Annotated in this window: 24 protein-coding genes; all 24 read right to left on the reverse strand. The window is 60.9% G+C overall.

Annotated features, from left to right (window positions below; all coding sequences use genetic code 11):
* Positions 1–21: 21 nt before the first annotated feature.
* The gene (locus QMK51_RS22600; protein WP_320391978.1) at positions 22–582 is read right to left on the reverse strand and encodes a tail fiber assembly protein; all 561 of its coding nucleotides are present in this window, start codon (positions 580–582) and stop codon (positions 22–24) included.
* Positions 583–589: 7 nt separating this feature from the next.
* Positions 590–1612: a phage tail protein gene (locus tag QMK51_RS22605; protein WP_320391980.1), complete on the reverse strand. Its 1023-nt coding sequence runs from the start codon at positions 1610–1612 to the stop codon at positions 590–592.
* A gap of 136 nt (positions 1613–1748) precedes the next feature.
* A complete protein-coding gene (locus QMK51_RS22610) occupies positions 1749–2264 on the reverse strand; it encodes a phage tail protein (protein ID WP_258697317.1) in 516 nt (171 codons plus the stop codon).
* On the reverse strand, positions 2261–3412 hold the full coding sequence (locus QMK51_RS22615; protein ID WP_320391982.1) for a phage tail protein: 1152 nt from the start codon (positions 3410–3412) through the stop codon (positions 2261–2263). Before QMK51_RS22615 ends, QMK51_RS22610 begins: the two co-directional genes overlap by 4 nt.
* Positions 3413–3423: 11 nt before the next feature.
* Entirely contained in the window at positions 3424–4023 is a 600-nt protein-coding gene (locus tag QMK51_RS22620; RefSeq protein ID WP_258697319.1) for a YmfQ family protein, read from the reverse strand.
* Positions 4011–5054: a baseplate J/gp47 family protein gene (locus tag QMK51_RS22625; protein WP_258697320.1), complete on the reverse strand. Its 1044-nt coding sequence runs from the start codon at positions 5052–5054 to the stop codon at positions 4011–4013. Before QMK51_RS22625 ends, QMK51_RS22620 begins: the two co-directional genes overlap by 13 nt.
* Positions 5044–5442 carry a phage GP46 family protein gene (locus tag QMK51_RS22630; protein ID WP_123719829.1) on the reverse strand — a complete coding sequence of 133 codons (399 nt, stop codon included), beginning with the start codon at positions 5440–5442 and terminating at the stop codon, positions 5044–5046. Before QMK51_RS22630 ends, QMK51_RS22625 begins: the two co-directional genes overlap by 11 nt.
* Positions 5442–5951, reverse strand: a complete 510-nt coding sequence (locus tag QMK51_RS22635; RefSeq protein ID WP_320391985.1) for a phage baseplate assembly protein V — start codon at positions 5949–5951, stop codon at positions 5442–5444. Before QMK51_RS22635 ends, QMK51_RS22630 begins: the two co-directional genes overlap by 1 nt.
* A gap of 143 nt (positions 5952–6094) precedes the next feature.
* Positions 6095–7138 (reverse strand): phage baseplate assembly protein, encoded by a 1044-nt coding sequence (locus tag QMK51_RS22640; protein WP_320391987.1) that lies wholly within the window; start codon positions 7136–7138, stop codon positions 6095–6097.
* 3 nt (positions 7139–7141) lie between these two features.
* The gene (locus QMK51_RS22645) at positions 7142–8380 is read right to left on the reverse strand and encodes a DNA circularization N-terminal domain-containing protein (RefSeq protein WP_320391989.1); all 1239 of its coding nucleotides are present in this window, start codon (positions 8378–8380) and stop codon (positions 7142–7144) included.
* Complete coding sequence (locus tag QMK51_RS22650) at positions 8367–9866, reverse strand: phage tail protein (RefSeq protein WP_320391991.1); 1500 nt, start codon at positions 9864–9866, stop codon at positions 8367–8369. The genes QMK51_RS22645 and QMK51_RS22650 overlap by 14 nt, the downstream gene beginning before the upstream one ends.
* Positions 9866–10051, reverse strand: a complete 186-nt coding sequence (locus QMK51_RS22655; RefSeq protein ID WP_105340307.1) for a hypothetical protein — start codon at positions 10049–10051, stop codon at positions 9866–9868. Before QMK51_RS22655 ends, QMK51_RS22650 begins: the two co-directional genes overlap by 1 nt.
* Complete coding sequence (locus tag QMK51_RS22660) at positions 9997–10293, reverse strand: phage tail assembly protein (protein WP_007907223.1); 297 nt, start codon at positions 10291–10293, stop codon at positions 9997–9999. The genes QMK51_RS22655 and QMK51_RS22660 overlap by 55 nt, the downstream gene beginning before the upstream one ends.
* On the reverse strand, positions 10290–10637 hold the full coding sequence (locus tag QMK51_RS22665; RefSeq protein ID WP_018926973.1) for a phage tail tube protein: 348 nt from the start codon (positions 10635–10637) through the stop codon (positions 10290–10292). The genes QMK51_RS22660 and QMK51_RS22665 overlap by 4 nt, the downstream gene beginning before the upstream one ends.
* A 67-nt stretch (positions 10638–10704) precedes the next feature.
* Positions 10705–12201, reverse strand: coding sequence for a phage tail sheath subtilisin-like domain-containing protein (locus tag QMK51_RS22670; RefSeq protein ID WP_320391993.1), 1497 nt, complete (start codon positions 12199–12201; stop codon positions 10705–10707).
* Positions 12201–12383, reverse strand: a complete 183-nt coding sequence (locus tag QMK51_RS22675) for a DUF2635 domain-containing protein (RefSeq protein WP_003198311.1) — start codon at positions 12381–12383, stop codon at positions 12201–12203. Before QMK51_RS22675 ends, QMK51_RS22670 begins: the two co-directional genes overlap by 1 nt.
* Complete coding sequence (locus QMK51_RS22680; protein ID WP_320391995.1) at positions 12380–12964, reverse strand: hypothetical protein; 585 nt, start codon at positions 12962–12964, stop codon at positions 12380–12382. Before QMK51_RS22680 ends, QMK51_RS22675 begins: the two co-directional genes overlap by 4 nt.
* Positions 12965–13123: 159 nt before the next feature.
* Positions 13124–14152, reverse strand: coding sequence for a phage late control D family protein (locus QMK51_RS22685; RefSeq protein ID WP_320391996.1), 1029 nt, complete (start codon positions 14150–14152; stop codon positions 13124–13126).
* Positions 14153–14161: 9 nt separating this feature from the next.
* On the reverse strand, positions 14162–14374 hold the full coding sequence (locus QMK51_RS22690; RefSeq protein ID WP_320391998.1) for a tail protein X: 213 nt from the start codon (positions 14372–14374) through the stop codon (positions 14162–14164).
* Positions 14367–14750, reverse strand: a complete 384-nt coding sequence (locus QMK51_RS22695; protein WP_258697329.1) for a phage tail protein — start codon at positions 14748–14750, stop codon at positions 14367–14369. The genes QMK51_RS22690 and QMK51_RS22695 overlap by 8 nt, the downstream gene beginning before the upstream one ends.
* The gene (locus tag QMK51_RS22700; RefSeq protein WP_320392000.1) at positions 14750–16804 is read right to left on the reverse strand and encodes a phage tail tape measure protein; all 2055 of its coding nucleotides are present in this window, start codon (positions 16802–16804) and stop codon (positions 14750–14752) included. Before QMK51_RS22700 ends, QMK51_RS22695 begins: the two co-directional genes overlap by 1 nt.
* A gap of 128 nt (positions 16805–16932) precedes the next feature.
* Positions 16933–17514, reverse strand: a complete 582-nt coding sequence (locus tag QMK51_RS22705) for a phage tail assembly protein (RefSeq protein WP_258697331.1) — start codon at positions 17512–17514, stop codon at positions 16933–16935.
* 163 nt (positions 17515–17677) lie between these two features.
* A complete protein-coding gene (locus QMK51_RS22710) occupies positions 17678–18184 on the reverse strand; it encodes a phage major tail tube protein (RefSeq protein WP_253419256.1) in 507 nt (168 codons plus the stop codon).
* Positions 18184–19350 carry a phage tail protein gene (locus QMK51_RS22715; RefSeq protein ID WP_258697332.1) on the reverse strand — a complete coding sequence of 389 codons (1167 nt, stop codon included), beginning with the start codon at positions 19348–19350 and terminating at the stop codon, positions 18184–18186. The genes QMK51_RS22710 and QMK51_RS22715 overlap by 1 nt, the downstream gene beginning before the upstream one ends.

Here is a 19350-nt window from a genome sequence, read left to right on the forward strand (position 1 = left end):
GCATCAACACAGGCAATGTAGTTACTCGGTCGAGCCTGGAACCTGAGGCCAGTCGATCTCTGCAGGAAAGGTTGCTTGCCGTTCAAGGCGATTTAACTCAACGCTGTAGAGTTTCCATTCCATCAATGCCAGTTGCTCATCGTGAGTGGCGCCGCCGATATCTTCGGCGTATTGAAGCGGGGCTATACGCAGGACTGCGTCACGAAGTAGCGCGTCTCGTTTGGTGAACACCTGATTCCTGACATCCGCCAACCGCGCCTGGCCGTCCAACTCCCAAGTGTTATCACGCCAGACATAATACTCACCCGGCCATGGAACCGTGGTAAAGGCGTCAGGCAATTCCCCAAGTTCACTCCAGATCTGCTGAGCCCCGCCCTCTTTGCGATACACCAGACCGCGCCGGTCGATGACTTCGCGCGGGACATTGTTGACCAGTACCCAAGTACGGCCCTGTTCCGGAGGCGGCAATTCAAATGAAAGTTCAACGGCATTACTGGGCAGTTGAATACCGATTCCCGGCGTCACGAAGAACTCCACCGGCCCCGACAAGGCGCCCGAGTTATCAATCAGATAATTAAACATGGACACCTCAGATAAGTTTGATACGGCCGGGATAGGCAATGTTGCGTCCGCGAGTCTCTGATCCGCCGGAAAATCCGGTAGCACCGGCTTGCCAAAGTGAGTAGTTGTTGGAGCCGCCGCCCATCATCTGTGTACCGTAGGAACCGGCACCCGGCGTTGAGTGGTTGTGAGACTCGATTTGGCCGGCCTGCCAGCTACCCGCCGCACGGCTTGCATCCACCCCACGCGACTCATCAAGAACTCGCACAAACTCACCACGGGCCTCTGGGCTACGGAAGGTCGTGGCGCCGTCGCCCGAGGTCCACATACCCTCCTTACCCGCGCGCAACGCTTCGGTGGTGAGCATCCCCGACGCCTGCGCGTGATCCCAAACCCACGGCCACTCGGTACGATTGAGCAGAGATCCATTGAGCGCACCATATCCACCCGGCATCACCGTCGTAGAGGTCTCAAAAACTGCCCGTCCCAGCGTCGTACCGTCATACCGCCCAACAGGCCACCAGTTACCCGAGGCATCACTGCGCAGATGCCACCAATCGCCCGCCCCCATCAACACCAAAAACGGATAGCCACCCGCTCTCAGATGGGTGTGAAACTTGATGGAATCTGTTTCCGAACAGCGAACGACCAACCGATTACCAGTGTTATCCACCCGTCGCACGATCACATCACGAATCCCCAAACCGGTGTTGGCCACTGGCAGGGTAACGGTGGTGGCCCCAGGGTTTGCATCAATCAGCACCAGACCGAGCTCTTCCGGCGCCAGCAGCTTCGATGCCGCTAGCCGGGTCACCACCGAACGCGTCGGACTGCTCACACCGATAATCGCCTGAATCGCCTTCAACAACTGCCCCGTGTCCGCCTCCAACGGCGCCATCCCGGCGCCAGCCACCACACTCAAGATCTCCTGCGTAACGGCATTGCCCCACACCGCCGGAATCAACGACCCAGGCGAACCGGCGACGGGGTTTTCATCGACAAACTGGCCATTCACCAATCCGACGCTGGGGACGCTTTTTGGATAATCCATACGTCTATCACTCCTCTGAAATAACAAATGAACCGTGTCGATGCGGTTGTCGGTGCAACCTCATCCACGTTTTTTTCTGGAAATAAAAAGCCCACATTTAAGCGGGCTTGGGTCAAGCAGAACGAAGGGCTAGCGGCTAGCCGGCCTGACCGCTGGCGAGGTCTCGAATGGCCATCAAGGCCTCATCGCCGACGCTACGGGCCAGATCGATCTTGCCCTTGGCCGCGTGCACGCGGATTTGCGTTTTAGCCTTGAGGCGCAATGTGCGCAGGGTCAGCAGGTTGTCACTCAGCTGTGCGGCATTGCTCAGGATCTGCTCGGCGGCCTGCTTGGCCGTCCGGCCTTTAACGACCCATGCGGACACAGCCAGCGGCACGTCCTTTTTCGGGTAGCCCGCGTCCTGAAAGGCTTGGGCGTCAACGGCGGCTTGGGCATATTCCATGGCTTTGAGTGGATCACCGGCCAGAGCAGCGCGTGCGCTGTCTGCCGCGGCATCAACTTTGGCGCACAGGCGTTCGGTTTCCTGTTGCTCCAGCAGGGCGACTTTCGTGGCGTCCAGTACCCATTGTTCACCGTCCCAGTCATGGATGGCGGAAGGTTGTGCGGGACGCAGACCGTCCTCGAACTGATGAAGCTCTTGAATAACGTTCATCGAATCAACTCCCAGGAAAAACTGACATTGACTGCCGCCACGAAGTTGACCGCGATTCCAGTGACGTAATCAGACACGGGGTGGTTCTTGATCCCCATACTGAACAGCAATTCATCGCTGGCGGCGCTGGTAGAACCGAGCAGGTGCTCGGCCTGGTAGGACTGCCACAGCGAACGTACTTGGTTATGGTCAAAACTGGCGGTCAGCGTCGTGACCGTGACGTCGTTGACAAAGTTGTTGGTGAAGATCACGCACGGCAGCGGAGTCGTCCAACCCGTATCGTGATTGGAGCTGGTGGTCACCGCCGGTGATAGATAGCAATAGTTGCCACCAACCCAACCTGTTGGCGCAAACGCCACCGAGGAAATTTCCGTCGCCGAAGGTGTCGGGTTCCCCACCACCAGACGTGCCGCACGGGCATGGGGATCCAGAGGCAGGTAAACCACGCCGTTGCCATTGACGGTTTGCGTCCACGCCAACCGGTTGCGGTTGTAGATCGGCCTGATGACCGGGACGGAACCCGGTGCTCCCGTCATTACCCAGGCAATGCAGATGTCCAGCGGCGTGGACTGAAAACCGCCCCCCGCCCCGCCATTGACAGTGCCCTTAAAACCTTCGGGCGCCGCGTCATAGATCGTTCCTCGCTGCATGTAGAACGTCAGCACACCACCGATCACTTGCGCCCTCAGGAAGTAGCCCGAGCTGGGCAACAGATCCACGCTGCTCCAGGCCGTGGTCATAAATGTACGGGAGCGCCCCAACTGCCCGGCCACGACTTCCTGACCGATACTGATGTACACGCCTGCCGGAATCGAAACCTTGCCACCGTTGGTCGAAACGGCGGCCGGGGTTACCGGCAGACGGGCATCGGCTGTTGCCACCGTCGGCAATGGCAAGGCCGTGAGGGGCAACGCCAGGTCCTGGTTCCAGCCCTTGGCGGTGACCGTCTGAATCGCTTGCAGCAACTGATCGCTTTTCGCCTCATCCGGCGTCAATTCCCCGGCCTTGATGACGTTCACAATCTCCTGCGTCACCCCATTCCCCCAGTCCGCCGGAATCAACGACCCCGGCGTCCCGGTCAACGGGTTTTCATCCACAAACTTCCCATTCACCAACCCGGCGCTGGGCACACTCTTCGGATAATCCATCCCTCTACTCCCTAGTCATAATTGATGTGCACCTTGGTATGCGCCGGTGCGCTGCGGTGGATCAGGCACTCCAGTGCCGAGCCCGGATTCACGCCGAAGCGCTCGCCCCAGTAACTGGCGCCAAAACGCCGCCCTAGCAGCAACCGCCCACCGGTATTGAGCGTCCACATGAACTGTGCTTCCCAGGTGCCCCAGTGCGCCGCACCGAAACGCGAGCGCCCCATGCGCGGGGCTTCCAGTTCGGTGATGGTGGCATTCGGGTAACCCTGGCTTTTGGCGATATCGAGGTAGTAGCCGACGGCCTGGCTGCCGACCGCGAGCAGGCGACGACGTACAGCAAGGCGGCGGTCGTCGAACAGTGGCGTGGCGCCCAGGCACGGGTCGGGCAGGTTCATTACCCGCTCCCAGTCCGGCACCAGTTCGCTGACACCGGCCGGGTCCATTTCATTGAGCAGGTCGGCGGCACGGGCATCGAGGCGCGCCAGTTCCTGGGCGACGCCTTCGAGCACTTCTTCAAGCTCAGGAACTTGTTCAGGGTCCCAGGCCGGCCCGCTGGGCAGCAGGCTGCGCAGTTGGGCGTGGTATTGCGCGGCGGTTCTTATGCCCCCCATACGCAACCTCCGAAGGTCAGCAGTTCGCTTTTGTTGGCGGGGACATCGGCGACGGGCGATGTGAGTGTGTGGTCGTATTCACCACTGGCGCTGCTGATCGCTTCACGGATGTGACTGATCAACAACTTCTGGCCGAGGTCGGCTTCACGGTTATGCAGGTCACGCAATTGCGCTTCGACCGCAGCACGCACCGCCGTGGTGTCGGGATTCACGGTTAGGCGATAGACGACGGGGACCTGAACCGGCCGCTGCACATGCACCTCGGCGGTGACCGGGCGCAGAGGCTCGATGTAGGCCTGGACTTCAGCCAGTTGTTCGTCGTTCGGCACCGGTTGCAGATCGTCATCACGCATGATGAAAAGGCTGACTGTACCCGGCCCCAACAAACCGCCACGGCACCAGACGCGGGTCACGCCGGGGCACTCCAGAGCCCAGGTTTCATAGTCCTGGGCCGAACCGCCGTGAGGGATGACGCGGTAGGAGCGGATCACCCGCGCACGCAGCGATTCCAGGCTTTCCCTCGCCACACCGCCGCTGAGGCCCGACGCCAGCACGGTGAAGCTATTGCCGACGATACCCGCAATCGGCTGCACCGGAATCAGCGCCAGACCGGCCTCGGCATTGCCCAGGCTGCCAGCCTCGAGCGCGGCGATGGTGGTGGTGTTGAGACCGTTGCTGGTGGTGCGCGCGGCGGTCACTTTGTAGGTGCGACCGTCGCTCGATTGCAGCAGGGTGTCGACGTCCAGCACGGCACCGGCGCTGGCGGTGAAGCTGACGCTGCCGCTGGCCGCTTGTGCGGCTTTGCGAGGCTGGTTCAGGCGCAGTGCGGCGATCCGTTCCAGGGTCGATTCATCGGCCTTGTCCGGGAGGATCTGCTCGGCGATCCAGTCCAGATAGCCATACAGCCCATAGGCGGCGCCACCGAGGGTGCGGGCCAGCACTTGCGCATCGGACTGGCGCAGCGAATCGCTGGCCAGGTCGCTTTGGGTGCGTTTGATCAGCACCGGCAGCGAAGGGGTTTCAAACGGCATAGATCACCTGCCAACTGTTATCAGGGTTGATGTCCAGGCGCTCGCCGTCGGCCAGGGTCAGGACCGTGCGCAGGTTCAGGCGCTGGGCGTCGAGGCGTTCGCTGATGATGTCGATGGCGCTGCAATGGCCGTCGTCGATCAGCCATTGCAGGGCTTCGCGGGCATAGAACTCGGCGTCCATCTGGGTTTGTCGGGTCAGCTTGACCCGGCGCAGCAGCCACAGCCGCGAACCGATGCGGTCGTCGGCCACCGTCGGAAAGGTGTCGCCCCACCAGCCGAAACGTTCTTCGTCGTCGAGGGCATCGTCATCGGCGGCACGGCGCCAGGTGAACAGGCTGATCAGCACTGAACGGGTCAGGGCGGCGTGGAGGTTTTGGCTGATCAACATCACTGCCCTCCTGCCGGTACGCCGGTCTGGCCGTTGCCCGCTTGTACGCCGCCATGCACGTGCTTGATCTGGCTGATGCCACCGGCAATCTGGTCGCCCTGGGAGACGATCTTGCCGGTCTGGGTCAGGGTCGGTGTGTCGATGTTCACGGCGCTGCTGGCGCGGATGTTCAGGGTGGCGGTTTCGATGTCGATGATCCGCCCGCGCTTGAAGTGGATTTTGTCGCCTTCATCGGTGTAGATCGCCACTTCGCCAGCGGCCAGGGACTGGAGGCGATAGCGACGGTCGGCGACCACCAGCACGATGGCGTGAGAGCGATCACCGCCCAGGAAGGTGGCGATACCTTCGGCGCCGGCCAGCGGATTGCTGGTGAAACCGTAGGGTTCGAAGTGCTCCATGTCGTCGTTCACTTCACCGGCGGTGAGGCGCATTTGCAGCGATTGAAGCTTGGTGGCCGAGTTGGCGAGCACGACAGTGCCGCGCGCCAGAAGGCGTGTCAGTAAGCTCATTGGATTTCCTTCAGAGAATTGGCCCGGACACGATCCACTGTGGGAGCGAGCCTGCTCGCGATGGCGGCGGGTCATTCAGCTCGATGTTGGATATGAAGCTGCCATCGCGAGCAGGCTCGCTCCCACAGGTTCAGGTGTCGGGCTCAGGCCTTTTTGGGAGGCTCTGGATTGGCGTCGAAGGTATGCGGCGGTGCGACTTGCAGGGTGGTGACCGAGCCTTGTGCCGATAGCGAATACGTCACTTTGGAGATCAGCATGTCGTCATCGAACCCCAGCACCGGGTCCTTGACCCTGACCTGCGTGTTATGACGCCAAAGATCGCCATTGGATTGCCGCCAGCCCTGCACCTGATAGGTGGTGGTTTTGGCCTTGCCCACGCGGGTGGCGCTTTCCCAGTTGGCCCGTTGCAAGGCGAGATCGGGATTGATCTGCATGCCTTCGTTGATCACCGTGACCCGCCGACGCTTGTAGCTCAGGTCGGCGGACACCGATTCAACCTCGCTGACCGCTGCCCCGCTCTTCTTGTCCGTGCCCTTGTGCTGGCCGATGACCCGGTATTCGGAGAACACCTGGCTGTAATCCATCGGCGCGTTGGCCGAGAGAATATTTTTCCCCAACTCCAGTGCATCGCTGGCCCGGCCACCACTGCCAGGCTTGGCCAGCACCAGCCGGCCCTGGGCATCATCGGTAGAAAACACCCGGAACAATGTCAGCAAGCGGTCGATGGATTGAAACACCGTTTCCCCCGGCACGATGGTGTGACTGCTGAGCCGGGCGGTCTCGGGAATTTCACTGACCACAAAGACCTTGTAGGTGATCGCCAGCGCTTCGACGATGCTCAACAGCGATTGCTCATGCCATTGGTTCGGGCGGTTGGTCGCGGCGCAATCCACCAGGTCCTGAGTACAAGAACTGCCTTCGATGTTCAGGCTGATCTGCCGCCCGTCATAACTGATCGGGGCCTTGAACACATACCCGGTCAGCACCAGATCCTGGCCGATGCGCACTTCACAGGCGTCACCGGGCTGGATCCGCTTGTCCACGGTCTGCCCCGGCCATTGCCAGGTGATATTGAGTTTAAAGGTGCGGAACTGACGCTCCAGATCCGCAGTGATTTCCACGCTTTTCCAGCCGCCGTATTCCAGGCCGCCGACGGTCAGGGTGACCCGGTTATCCATGTCGTTCATGGCTCACTCCCCGGAGACTTTCACATCGTTCGGCGGCAGGAACAACGGATGGGCAACACCGTTGCGCTGAGTCACTTCAGTGACCCGCGTGGCATCGGCAAATTGCCGATAGGCCACGACGACGGCAGGCAAGCTCTCCTGAAAGGATTTACTGACCAGCCGCACGCCGGATGACGCCACCGCCTTGAGGTGCGCATTCAACGCCTGCTTCACATCATTGATGGCCTGGTAGTGCGAGGGATTGGCCTTGTTCAATGCCAGTTGGAGCGCTTCGTTCAACTCCTTTTGCAACAACTGCAAATCGTCGGTGACCGGCACTTCCTGACGGGTGACCGGCTGCAGCGTCTGATGATCCAGCGACGGCTGCGAGACCAGTTTCACCGGCCTCGACGCCACTGGCATCGAGGCGACCCATTGCGCCACTTTGACCAGCAACGTGTCCTGCACCAGATCGGCCATGGCTTGAGCCGCTGCCGTGGTGTCCTTGCCGGTGGTGAGCTTCGGCGCATCGGCCTTGCGGATGGCTTCGAGCTGTTGGGACACGTCGGCAATCACGCCACGATAGCCCTCCTTCGCGAAGTCCTTGAGCGATTTGATATCGCCGAGCAATCCCTTGAATTCCGCCGCCACTTCCTTGGGCAATTCCTTGACTGCCTTGACCAGCTCGGTGATCTGCCGGTACTGCTCGATCAACGGTTTGAGCTGTTCCTTGATGACGTCATACACCCCGGTCAGGCTGTTGCGCAGATTGGCGATGCCGATTCGCGCGGCCTTGATCAGGGTCATGGCCTGTTCGAACCGCGCCACCGCCGAGCCCAGCAAGGTGTCGGCCTTGGCCAGCAGCACCTTCTGCGTGCTGACCGTGGCCGTCGGAAACGGCAGCGGTTCATCGGGGTAAAACTTCAGCGCAAAGGTCACCAGCCCGCCGTCCTGGCGGGTGTGGGTCATGTCGCATTCGCCAACCTTGACTTGTAGCCGCCCCAGCCAAGGGTGCACCAGTTCGCCGCTGCCTGCCTCCAGCGCCTTGAGCAGCTTGTCGCGCTGCTCCAGGCAATCGGAGCCGACGATGAACGCCGTCAGATCGTGGGTCTTCGCCTGCTGGCCAAGGCCCTCGAAAAACGGCAGGTCCCGCTGCGGGTACTCGTGCAACTGGCCCTTTTTACCGACCGGGGTTTTCGCCTGATCGACCCAGAAACCGACACCGCGAAAGGACGCCGGCAACAAACGGTCACGCCAGTTCATTGGAACCTCCCATAGACAACGAGCGATAGCCGATGCGCGAACTTAGCGCCAGCCCCGGTTGATTGGTTTGCGGTTGATCGGTGCGCAGCCCGGCTGGCGCGTTTTCGAAGCGCACGGTCAGGCCGCCTTCGAGTTGCGTGCGGTTGTTGGCGGCGCTTTGCTGGATCAGGGTGTTGGAGTTTTGGGTCAGAGAACCGGGTTGCATCGACGACTTGAGCGGCAAACTGCCGGGAGTCGCCAACGCGTTTGAGGGTTGCTCGGTAGCGGCATTAATGAACGCCGCCGCCGGCGCAAACTCACCCTTGCCATCGGCATTGGTTTTCTTTTGCACCTCGGTGAAGTCTTCGACCTTGCCGGTAATTTTGGCAATAAAACCACCAACGCTGCCGCCCAGCATCTCCTGGATCGGCGCCAGAATGGCCCGGAGCTGTTCCGCTTTTTCACTGAAAAACTGAACCACAGATGCCCATGTTTCGCTCAGTGCGTCCAAGGGCGACCAAGTGAACAGGCCGCTGAGGTAGGAAAAGAACGCCTGCGCCCCAAGCTTGATTGACTCCCAGTACCCCGAGAACACGGCAGGCACCTGACCCCAAGCCGCGGCAATGGCGTCCAGCGGGACCCAGTCGAACAGGCTGCGCAGTTTCTCCTTCACCGGCACGGTCAGTGCCATGAGCAGATCCCAGATGGCCGCAAACAAACCGACAATGGCCCCCCAGTTGTTCAGGATCATTCCGTAAGGCGTCCAGGCAAACCACGCCTTGAGGAAATCGAATCCCGCACTCACGACTGCTTTGACTTGATCAAAAATGGCCGAGAAAACGCCGCTGATCGGCGCCCAGTAACTGACAACCTTTTGCCAGAGCCCGGCGAAGAACGTCGAAATCGGTTCCCAGTTGGCAATGATCAAACCGGCCGCCAGGGCAATGCCCATGGCAATCAGCATGATCGGATTGGTCTTGAGCACCATGCTCATCAGATCGAACACCTGAGTGGCGCCGGTCACGGCGGTTTGCATCGCCGAGAACGCAATGGCCCCTGCCGCCAGGCCTTCGACCAGTTTCGGGTTGTCGTTGAGCAGACTGCCGACACCGGTCAGCAACGGCTCAAGACCGACCACTACCGCTCCGACCGCCGGCAACAGCGCGGCGTCCACGGCGGCGGAGACTTTTTCCATCGACGCGCTGAACACATTCAGGTTCTGCGCGGCGGTTTTCGGCGCAGCGGGCATGTCAACCGTTTTGGCCGTCTCACTGACCTCGGCCAATTTGCCCTGGAACGCGGCAGACGCCTTGATCCCGTCCACGAACGGCGTGATCACGCTGCCGCCCTTGAACAGACCGCTGATGTCCAGTTTGCCGAGGCCGGTCTGCTCCAGGTTTTTCTTGAAGCTTTCGACTTTTGCCCGCAGGGCGCCGAGTTTGGGTGACAGTTCGTCGATGCCCGTGAGCAGCACCGAGGTTTTCTCTTTCGTTTGTGTGTCTGCCATCACTGCACCTGCTGCATCGCATTGATCCGTTGCGCGTGCTCCAGCGATTCGCGGAGCACATCCAGTGGCCTGGCCATCATCTGTTCGGGGTCAACCTTCCAGAACCAGGCCAGGTCATAGGCGACTGCGATCAGGTCGGTGATGGCGCCGACGCCGCACTCATGAAAAAACTCGCGACGGCCCAACTCAGCGCGTTGAGGTCAGCCAGGTCCAGCTGGTTGACCGACGACGGCGGGATGCCGGCGCACACGGCGATGTATTTGGCCGCGACGTCCATGTCGAGGCTGACCTCTTCGCTCTTGTCGATCTTGTACGGCAGAGCCTTGATCGCCCGCACTTCCTGCACCGTCGGGCGGCGCAGGTTGAGTTCGGTCAAGGGCTCGCCGTGGGCTTCGATCGCAACTTGAAGCTTCACGGCGTTGCTCATTGCCAGGTCCCCTTGATGCCTTCGAATTTCAGTTCGATGGTGGCGTCATCGCCTTTGGATACCGGCTCTTCCACCAGGTAGGCGCCGGCCAGCACGTAGACTTTGCCGTTGCTGAATTCGCAGGTGACGGTCATGTCAGAGCCTGCGATCAGTTGCTTGAGCGGGAAGTCCGCGGTGTGCAGCGCCGTCACTTTGAACGACGGCGCGATGTCGGTTTCCTTGTAGAAACCCGGCACGACGGTTTCCCGTTTAACGGCCATCAATGGCGCTTCGCAGCCACCGTTGATGGTCAGTTGAGCGCCGTCCACTTTGACGTAGCAGGTGCCCGCAATCAGTTGACCCATGGTGTTTCTCCCTTCAAATAAAAAGCCCACGCGGGGTGGGCTGAATTCACACAGTCAAGCGCAGCGATCAGGCGGCGGCGTCGTACTGCAGACGGAACTGGTTGAGCAGCGCGAACACGCGCAGGCCGTTGATGTAATCCGGCGGGAACATCACGTTGACCCGGCTCGGGTCCTGAACATCGCGCTCGACGATCAGGTGCTCGGCGAACAGCTCGGCGTTTTCCACGTGGCCTTCCAGTTCGAGCTTGGCGTACTGGGCGATCAGCTCACCGCGAAGGGTGCTTGGGGTGACGATGGGCTGGCCGGCACCGAAACGGGTGCCGTCGGAGGCCAGTTTGTGGCGACCGTATTTGCTGGTGATCACGCTTTGCAGGCGACGCACGATGAACGCCGACTGGTGCATGGTTTCGCTGTCCAGGTAGGAGTTGTCTGCCTGGCCGTAGGCGTTCTTCTGATAGGTGGTGATCGAACGCTGAATGCGCACGTAGCCGCCTTCGTAGTACGCGGTGGCGATACCGTAGTTGAGCAGCGACTGACGCTCGGTCAGGGTGAACCGCTCACTCGCCGGTGCCGGGTCAAGACCTGGCAGGCTGCCGCTTTGGGTCGGACGGCTGGCGTCGGCCGAGATAAACACCGAAGTGCGCGCGGCCAGTGCGGCGGCCTGCACCCAGAACGGCTGCGGGACGCCCGGTTCCAGCGCCTGGATGGTCATGTGCTGGTCGTTACGCGCTTGCCCTGCCGCCACCAGAGTACCGATGGTGCCGCGCTTGGCGCTGTAGACGTGACCGAACAATTGCTTGGCCCAGGACCACCGACCGGTGCTGTCATCCATGACGGCTTGCCAGGTGTTGAGGGTCGACAGATCCGACCACGGCATGCAGATGAACTCGAACGGTTCATCGCCCAGCGCCGCCACGGCGGCCACTTGATCCGGCACACCGGCGCCGCCGGTCATGGCGGTGATGGCCGAGGTCAGGCCCGCCGGGGTTTCTTCGCCGTTGCTCTTGCCCAGGCGATTGAATTGCAGGCTGATGTCGTTGCCGCTGTCGCCAGTCCATTTGGCGCTCAGGGTGACCACACCTTCGACTGCCGCAGCAGTGACAGGCAGATCGGCGCTGGCGTTGATTTTCAGTGCCAGGGCCGTGGCCGCTTGCGCCGCGGTGGCGCCGTTGACGATGGCCGCCTGAACACGAACGCCACCGACGTACAGGTTGAGCACGCCGCTTTGAGTCGCCGCGCCGGTCAGGGTCAGCACGCCTTTGGCAATGCTGCCCTCAGTGTTGTGCAACGGCAGGCACCAGATCTCGCCGATCGGGTCGGTCTTGCGCCAGGTTTCGTACATCGAGGCGAGCATCGAGCCCTGGCCGCCAATGCTTTTGGCCAGCGCCACGCTGGACACCAGCACCAGTTTGCCGGTGTCGGCCGGCGCAATGTTGTCGTTGACCTGAGCGACGATCAGGCGGCGCATGGCCGACGACGCGCTATTGGCAGCCGAGTTGTCCATTTCGGCATAGAACAACGGAACACGAATGTCCGCGGGGATGTTGCTGAATCCGATCGCCATTATTTGGCTCCCTGTGGTTTCGCCGCTTTCACGGCTTTGGTAGTGATATCGCCATCGGCCAAACGTCGACGCCACCAGGCGTTGTCCGGCACTTCACGGCCCTCGAGGGGCAACAGATCGCCCGCTTCCGGGTCCGGCACGGCACGGCCCGGGGCCGGCAGCACGGTGATGCGTTTGCTCATGGGGTTACGTCTCCAGAGAAAGTCAGTTCCAGGCGCCCGTCGGGGCCTGGGCGTTGCAGATTGGGGTCCGCCGGGTCGATCGCATCGACCCGCACGGTGACCCCGGTAAAGGACGACAAGCCGTCCAGTTCACGCTCGTGCCAGCTTTCTGCCGGTTGACCCGGCAGATTGCGGCCGAGCTGGAATTCGGCAAAAAAGCGCAGGCGATACAGCACGCGGCTGTTGTTGATGGAAACCAGTTCGCCGCCGTCGTAGGCGATGGCGCCGTAGTCGCTGCCAGGCTTGAAACCCACCAGCGCGCGCCACAGTTCGGCGCGTAAGTCATGCAGTAGATCCAGCGCGTTTGTGGCGTCCGTGGTGTCGAGCACCAGGGTCACTTCGAAGCGGTCACGGATCGGTTGCAGCATCAGGTTTTGCGCCACGCTCTTGCTCGCCAGATCGGCAATCGGCACCACATAGGCGCAAGGTGTTTGCAGCGGGGTGTTGGCTTGCAGCGTGGCGAGATCGATGCCAGCGGCCACGCGATTGGCCAGGGTTGGGCATTGCTCACGCAACTGCGTGAGGATCGGGGTGATCTTCATGGAGGTGCTCCAGACTCGAATGAAAGGTGCCGCAGGAACGTGTGGGAGCGAGCCTGCTCGCGATAGCGGCGGGTCTGGCGCCATCGATGTTGAATGAGCGGCCATCTTCGCGAGCAGGCTCGCTCTCACAGGGCTCTGCGCGTTGGCTACAGGTTTGGATCAGGCGACGGTGTCAGCGCCTGGATCGAGGCAAGTCGCCTCGATCATGCAGCGATAGCTGTTGGTGCGATCGCCGCTGGCGGTGACTTTGTCGATCGACCAGCGCCCACGCATAAAGTCCGGCCACGTGTCGTCCAGCACTACCAGCCCTTCAGCCGAGAAGTCAGGATTGCCCGGACAGCTGATTTTCACCTTGAGCTTTTCACGGCCCATTTTGCGCACTTCACCTTCGCCGACCGCCTGCGCTTCTTCCGCGCTTTGGCAGCTCTGGCGCACGGTCTTGAACGGCGCGAGCCCGGTTTCAACCACCTGCAGCAAACCGGCTGCGGCATCCCACCAACTGATCTTGCAGCCCTGGCTTTTGCCCCGGGCGGAGTCATCGAGGGTGGCGGTGATAAACCCATGATCGCCGGGGCGATTGTTGCGGGTGACCGACAGTTTCACGTCCGGCAAAACTTTGCCCGACAACGATTTGACCTGGCCTGGCCGAGCCAGCACATACAGCTCATTGACCGGTTTGGCGATGGCGCCGTACTTGGCCGCCAAACGTGTGATGAAGCCCATGTCGGTTTCATTCGACTGGTCGATGTGTTCGACCTTTTTCAGCGCCAATGCCGGGTCCACTCTCGGCGAAAAGCCGTGCCTGGCCGTCAGCTCGCGAAACAAAGCACCGAGGGTAGTCGGGCCATGACTGGCCGAACGACGCTGCTGAAATCCGCTCTCGTCCGCCGCACTGAACGGTGCGGCGGTAGCCACCAGTGACACACGAAACGGGAACAGCGTCGGCGTGCGTCGGGTCACCAGAAACTGGCCTTTATCCACCAGCCCGGACTCCAGATAACCCACGCGCAAGCCGACTTTCCCGCCCAGGCTCGGCAGCCCTTCAAGGCCTTCCAGATCGAGTAGCAGAGTCAGTTGATCGGACTCGATACCGGCGGCATCGATGTGCTCCCAACTGATCAGACGCTGATTGATCAGGGCCGCGTTGGCCCCGTAAATTTCTACCGCAGGCGTGAACCCCAGTGCCATGTAACCTCCTCAATCCCACGCTGTTACCGGTGTGGTCGCTACGGGTCTGGATTCAAGTTCCGGCAGCACCACCCAGATGCCGGCGGGCAGTACCGGACCTTGCTCGGCCAGCGTCGGGTTGAGACGCCACAGCGCCTCTTCGGCCAAATCGTCACAACGTTCAAGCTCTCGGTAGAGCAACAGATTCACCGAATCACCGGCCACCGTTCGTACCTTACGCATTTACGAATTCCTCCAATGTAATCGACCAACTGATCAACATCGCCGTGCCGTCATCAATCACGTCGCTTTGGGTTTCCGTCACATCGTTGATCCGCCATAAACCCCAGTTACGGCCAATGCCATCGACCAACGGCAGCGGTACTCTCATTGCTTGCAAGGCGCGCAATTCATCGAGCCGGTCCATCGCCACCGCGTACATCGCCTTGCCGGTTATCGTCAGGCTTTGCAGGCCTTGACCGGTCTGGCTGGACTTGGGCTTGCTGGTCAGAATATCCACCTTCACCCAGCCACCGTCCGATTTGCGCACCAGACCGCTGTAGGCGAAGTTGCGCGACAAGCCGAAAATGAACGTGCCGAGTGCCATTTGCTGCCTCATCAAGCCACCCCGTCAGTCAGGGCCGTGTCACGTCGCACGGCGAGTTGGTTGGTCGTTGTCATCAGTCCAAATTGCCCGGAAATGTGCTGCACCACCAGGTTTGCCAGTTGAGTGGCGCTGGCTTGATCCTGACCATTGATATAAATGTTCGCGGTCAGTGCGTTTTGCTGACTGGCTGCCTGGGTGTTGGTCAGGTCTTTGCTGACCTGATCTGGAGCGGCGAGCTTGTCGGCGGGCGCGGCGAGTTTGTCACCCAGCCAGGAACCCGATTCTCTCCCCATCCAGCTTCCCGCCAGTCCGCCGATGACCGCGCCGACCGCCCCGCCAATGGCAGTGCCTAAGACAGGGCCGAAAAAGCTACCCACGGTGGCGCCCATGGCAACACCTGCCGAAGCCCCCGCCCAACCGCCGCCAGCGGCTCCCAGGCCAGCGCCCGCCATCCGGGCATCGCCGTTCATCGCGCCTTCAACCACCTGGGGGGCGGCACTTAACGCGAATGCTCCAGGTATAAAACGGGTAACCGAGCCCAATGAAGCGCTCATGCCTGTCAGGGCACCGCTGGCACTCGCCCCGGCCTCAGCTTTCGCAGCGTTCGCAGGATCCGCTACAGCCTTGAACAACGTCCCCATCAGCGGTTTGATCGCCGCTGCAACCAGTACAACTGCAGCGGTGGCTTTAGGTGAGGTTTCAACCAATTCACTCAAGCCATCAACCAGCGAACCAAGGGAGTGGAGCGAGATTTCCGTCACCGGCGCCAGAGCATTACCCGTGGCCACCGACAGACGATCATTGCGCGCGCTCAAGATGTTCAACTGGCCTTGCTGGGTTTTCGACTGCGCGAGTGCGTCTTGCCTCACCGAGCCTTTGTCACCCAACTCCGATGTGGCGTACTGGGCTTTGTCTCTTACCTGCCAGAAAGCGCCATTCACATCGGCAAGGTTTTGCGCCATGCGCAGCGCCGCCTCATCACCATTGCCAAATAGCGTGGAGGCAAGCGTCGAGCGTTTCTCGGCAGGTTGCGCGTTTAAGGCCGCAAGCACCGACATCACCGTGCCAGGCGCCGCGTCCTTGTCACGCAAGCCGCTCGCCACCGCCTTCGGCTCCAGACCCAGCTGCTTCCAGGCCGCTTGCTCGGTTGCCGAGGCCTGATCACCCTTGCCCATCACAGTGGTGATGCTTTTTAGCGCTTCGCCGGCATCAGCCTTTTGCGTACCGGTTTTCAGCAGTGCCGCCGTCAACGCTGCGGCTTGCGCAGGGGACAGGCCCGCCGCCGTAGCAGCAGCACCCTCACGCTGCAAGACGGCACCGATGTCAGCCGCTTTTGCACCACCGGGTATCTTGCCCAGATGGTTGGTTGCATCCGCCAGGTCAAAGGCTTGAGCACCGTTGAGCTTCATGGAGGTGCGCCAGCCGACTATCATCTCGGCGACATCCATGGCCGGCATTTTGAACGCCGACGCGGCGACGCCAGCATCACTGGCAAAGCGCAGCAGCTCAAACTGTCGGTCCGAAGCATTGGGCAGATCGCTAGCGATTCCTGCCTTGGCAGCCAGACTTTCAATCCTCACCAAATCAACCGCCCTGGTCCCCCCGGCCGCCACCAGTGGAGCGATGGCGATGTGCTGGGTTGACTGCGCCATCTCTTCGCTCTGGCGCGGGGTAAATTGGGCGTCCCGCTTCAGATCGGCCCTGGCCGAATCCATCGCTATCGCGGGTTTAAGCAGGTCAGGCGGCTCGATACCGCCACCCGACTTGCCCGCACTCTTTTGCTCGCTGGCCGGCTCACTCTTGGCGCCGCCTCCCGTTGCCTGGGATAACAAACGTTGCGACGAAAGTTTCAAGGTCAACGACTCAATAGCCGTTGTCAGCAGACCGAGCTTGAGCCCGACGTCTTTCAGCGCCAGACCGAGGCCGGGCATCTGATCCCTGGCGGACGCGCCCGTACCTTGTGCTGACACAACGCTGGTGACTGCCGTGGTCAGGCTGGTATTACCGAACGCCAACCCACTGTCGTCGAGGGCTGCGAATTTGAGCGAATATCTATCGTCCGCCATCCCGCTCTACTCCTGTTTCACGCCAAGGCGAGTGATCGCGATGTCGTAGCGGCGCAATGCCTTGCCGGCGTCCCACTCCAGAATTTCCGCCTCACTTACCGAGTAAATGAGCGGCACCACATCGAGGATTACTTCGATGTCGCGCTCCGAAAGAAGTCCGCCGGTTTGTTTAAAAAATCGTCGATGCGCACCTGAAGCTGTGTCCAGTCGGGCACGGTCAGCAGGTCCAGATCGGGAAGCATCAGCCCGGTGCAATGGGCGGTGATGAACTCGGCGCGTTCTTTGGCCGTCTTGAGTTTTTTCATCGCCTTGGTGGCGCGCAGTACCGGTATTTCCAGGGTCAGCGAGGTCATGCTGCGGCCCGCTGCATTGAGCGGTTGCAGCAGTTGCACCTGGTCTGGGTCTACCGACTGTTCGCCCTGCGCTTGCTGCTCAAGAAAGTACGAAGCTGGGCGAGTCGACATCTCATGCACGTACTGCGCGATGCTCACGTAGTCCGGGCGTTTGAACTGATCGAGCTCCTTGACCGACAAGCCGGTGGCCAGCCTGGCCAGTTCGAAAAACTGATCGTCCTCATCATCGCCGGCACGGGCCAGGGCCTCTTTCTGCGCGGCGTAGTACAACGGTTTGAGTTGGATCTGCTCGATTTCGGATCCGTCATCACCGGTAATCGGCGACAACAGTTCATGTTTGGGTGGCATCCAGGACATGTAGGAAATTCCTTGGTGATTCAAGAATGGGTGCTGCCACAATCCTTGTGGGAGCGAGCCTGCTCGCGATAACGTCAGGGCAGTCAACAATGATGTTGAATGTGATTCCCTCATCGCGAGCAGGCTCGCTCCCACAGGTTGTGCGCCTTGGCTGGCCTTGGTGTTACGGCAGCAACACAGCGCGGCGGGCGTCGCCGAGGATGTCGACGCCGTTGAGTACGAACTTCTGGGTGCGCACGTCGATGTCGATTACCGGGATGCCGTTTTCCAGACGGTTGTAGGTGCGGCAGGACAGCTCGAGGGTGGTCTTGGGTTTTTCGCCCATTTTCAGCGCGGCTTCCCCAAGAGACTTCAGCTTGCCGCCGACGGTGTGGTAGGTGAACCAGGTATTGCCGTCCTGATCCTGGCCGGCTTCACGTACGTTCAGCAGAATGTCGTCGCCCAGTTTCACACCCAGGGCGAGCATGATTTCCGGACCGGCGCCTTGCAGGATGAGGGTGGCGCCCAACACTTTGCCGCTCTTGGCCATTTCCTCGGCGATGAAGCGTCCGCCGGCCATCGGTTCCATGTCGAATTCGATCTTCGGCGGGGTGAACTCTTCCACGGTCGCCGACAACGGCAGGCCTTGCAGGGTGGCCGCGATGGCCTGTCTTACGCGGTTGGTAAACATTAGAGAACGTCCTCCAGGAACTGCTCGATGATTTCATCGCGGGCGTTGAGTTGATAAATCATGTGTTCGTTCGGCGCGTAGCGGCCGTAGTCGATGACCACGTACCAGGTGCCGTTTTTGTACTTCTCGACGCTGTTCAATTCCGGGTGCAGGTACACGCTGCCGCCGGGAATGGTTTCGTCGGCGACCAGGGTTTGCAGCCAGTCGTTGATGCGCTTGACCTCCTGATCCATGAACGACTTGGTCAGGTTCTTGGCCATGGCCTTCTGGCCGGCTTTCACCAGCTTGCGGCTGATCGCATCTTCAAGGCCGACGTAGCTGATGAACTTGCCGGTGATGGAACGGTTACCCAGCAGCGAGAAGCCGCCGAGGATCGTGCGAGCGTAGTAGCTGACGCCGTAGCGGTTGAGCAGATCGCCCTCGGTGGAGGTGTCGAGAATGTTGTATTCCACGACTCGCGAAACGTCTTCGGCGTAGGTCACCTGGTTGCCTGGGCTTTCCCACTGTTTGACCTTGGCCAATGCAGCGATGGCCAGGCTCGATGGCGCCAGGAACACGTTTTTCTTCGCCGCTTTGGAGTAAACCGCCGGCATGTTGTGCACCACCAGGCAACGGTCGAAACCGAGATCCGCGCCGCCCAGTTCCTGGCTGTAAGTCACTTGATCGGCGACCGAGGCGTCCTTGCCGTCGAGTACCACCCGAGCCTTGATGCGTTTGCCGAACGAGGCGAACTCACTGGCCACCGCTTTGGTGCCGGTGAAACCCGGTGCGCCGATGATGGTCAAGTCTTCCGGCACACCGCCAAGTGCGGCCAGACCCAGTTTGCGACCAGTCGACGGCTCGATACCGCCGATCACGTTGTTCACGGTGTCGGCCGGGGTGGCGCCCTCTTCGACGATGACCACGTAGACCGGCACCTTGACCACTTTCAGGATCTGGAACACCGCGTGGAACAGCGTGCCCGACTCGGTGCCGGTCGGGTCCAGCAGTGCCTGGGTGGTGAAGCTGTTGATGCGGAACGGGGCGTTACGCGGGATCAACAGATCCGCTTTCGGCGCAGTGCCGACCAGACCGATGACGTTGTCACCCAGGCCACCCATGGCCTCGGGAGATTCAGTGGCATTGACGGTAATGCCGTTGTGCTCGAAGTTCAAAACCTCAGCCAT

It is taken from the genome of Pseudomonas sp. P9_31 (genome assembly GCF_034008235.1).
GTDB lineage: Bacteria > Pseudomonadota > Gammaproteobacteria > Pseudomonadales > Pseudomonadaceae > Aquipseudomonas.